The organism is Mesorhizobium sp. M4A.F.Ca.ET.022.05.2.1 (assembly GCF_003998845.1).
In the GTDB taxonomy this organism is placed as follows: Bacteria; Pseudomonadota; Alphaproteobacteria; order Rhizobiales; family Rhizobiaceae; genus Mesorhizobium.
In genome coordinates, this window is sequence record NZ_RZOJ01000693.1 from 1 (window position 1) to 1,572 (window position 1,572).

A 1,572-nucleotide genomic window follows, 5' to 3' on the forward strand; every position below is an offset into this window, starting at 1 on the left:
GAAGAGCTTGGAGCTTTCATCCCGGCTGACGACTACAAGCTTCCCGACGGCCGCATCATCGCACCCGGCGAATTCTTCGCCGATGTCGAACTGGCGCGCCAGCAGGGCTTCAGCGAGACATCGGCGCTCGCCGACCGCTTCACCTGGTGCATGGCCGCCCCGATCCGCGACGGCCATGGCGCCATCAACAAGACGCTGTGCTTCGTCCTGCCCGTCGACACGCCGCAAGCGCGACGAAGCGAATTGCTGGCCTTGCTGCGCGAACGCGCCGGCGGCCTGTCGCTGGCGGGAAGCTAGATTTTGCCGACTGGCCTCGCCAAGTTCGACCACGAGATCGCGACGCCGGCCGAAACGCGCAGGATGCTCGGCCTGAAAGGCGGAGGCTCCGGATTCCGATGCGCCGGGCTGCTTTGTGAAACGCGTCCGCTGCCAGGCAACGCCGCCGGGCCATCGGTCCCTGCCCTCTTGGCTGCACGAGGAAATGAGCGGCAAGACGGAGTTTAACCACGGGTCTCTGCCGGCGCGCGGCCTATGTTCCGGGATGCGTCGATAGCCGCGCGACTGGTCCTGCGGCCATGCGCCGAATATCAGTAGCGGCCCTAATATTAACTGTTATGCCAAGCAGGATGTTGACGCCTCCTCGCTGACAGGGTTAATAATACCCTAATATAAGCGTCGAATAAAATGGCCCCCGACCGGCAACAACGGGTTAAGCGACGCTAAAGGGGCTAGGGGAAACACAGCACGGCGGCCAGTACCGCCGCAGCCATCACCATTTGAGCCACAGCCCGCCCGTGACTGGCCACACGTTGTGCTGGCCATCGCTGGGCGTCGGCATCGAGGCCTTCGGGTGCGCTGACACAATCGACATGTGCCGGAATCTGCGTGCCGGGCGTGCAACATTTCAGTCAAGAAGCGGCTGGTCTTTCAATGGGGTCGACAGGCGGTGGGGCGTCTGTCGTTAAACAACAGGGGTGAAAAATGGCTACTCAGGTCACCGGTGCCGGCGGCACCACGACGTCTTTTTCCAACACACCGCAGGCGAAGGACGACATCTTCTTTTCTTCGGAAGATGCCGGTAGCGTCCTGATTCTGAATGTTCTAGCGAACGACCTGGGCGGGGCGGCCAAAACGCTCTACTCCATCGACGACACCGTCAGTGCGTCGATAGCGACGAAGACCTATGCGCCGGCGGACCTGCTGACCAAGGACATTACATACTCAAGCTCCGACGACAGCGCGGGAGCCGCCGGGACCACCGACACCAGCCTCCTGGGCGCCAGGATCTGGATAGCCAGTGACGGCACGATCCATTACAGCACGGCCAGTATCGACGGACTGTTGCAGTCGCTTGCCGCCGGGCAGATCCTTGTCGACAAGGTGACCTACGCCATCCAGCTCGGCAACGGCACGCTGAGCTGGGCCACGGCCACCATCCAGTTCACCGGCACCAACGACAAGCCGGACATCCATCTGGTGACGACGGACAAAGACGCCGCCTCGCTGACCGAGACCAGTGCGCCGCTGACGGCGAGCGGCACGCTGACGGTGAACGACGCCGATGTCTCCGAC

At 62.7% G+C, this 1,572-nt stretch carries 1 protein-coding gene and 1 pseudogene; both read left to right on the forward strand.

Annotation, left to right across the window (positions count from 1 at the left end; all coding sequences use genetic code 11):
- A pseudogene (locus tag EN745_RS34615) lies at window positions 1–297 on the forward strand (IclR family transcriptional regulator); the annotation flags it as partial.
- A 684-nt stretch (window positions 298–981) separates the two neighbouring features.
- A partial coding sequence (locus EN745_RS34620) for a VCBS domain-containing protein (RefSeq protein WP_210213788.1) occupies window positions 982–1,572 on the forward strand: 591 nt, incomplete at its 3' end.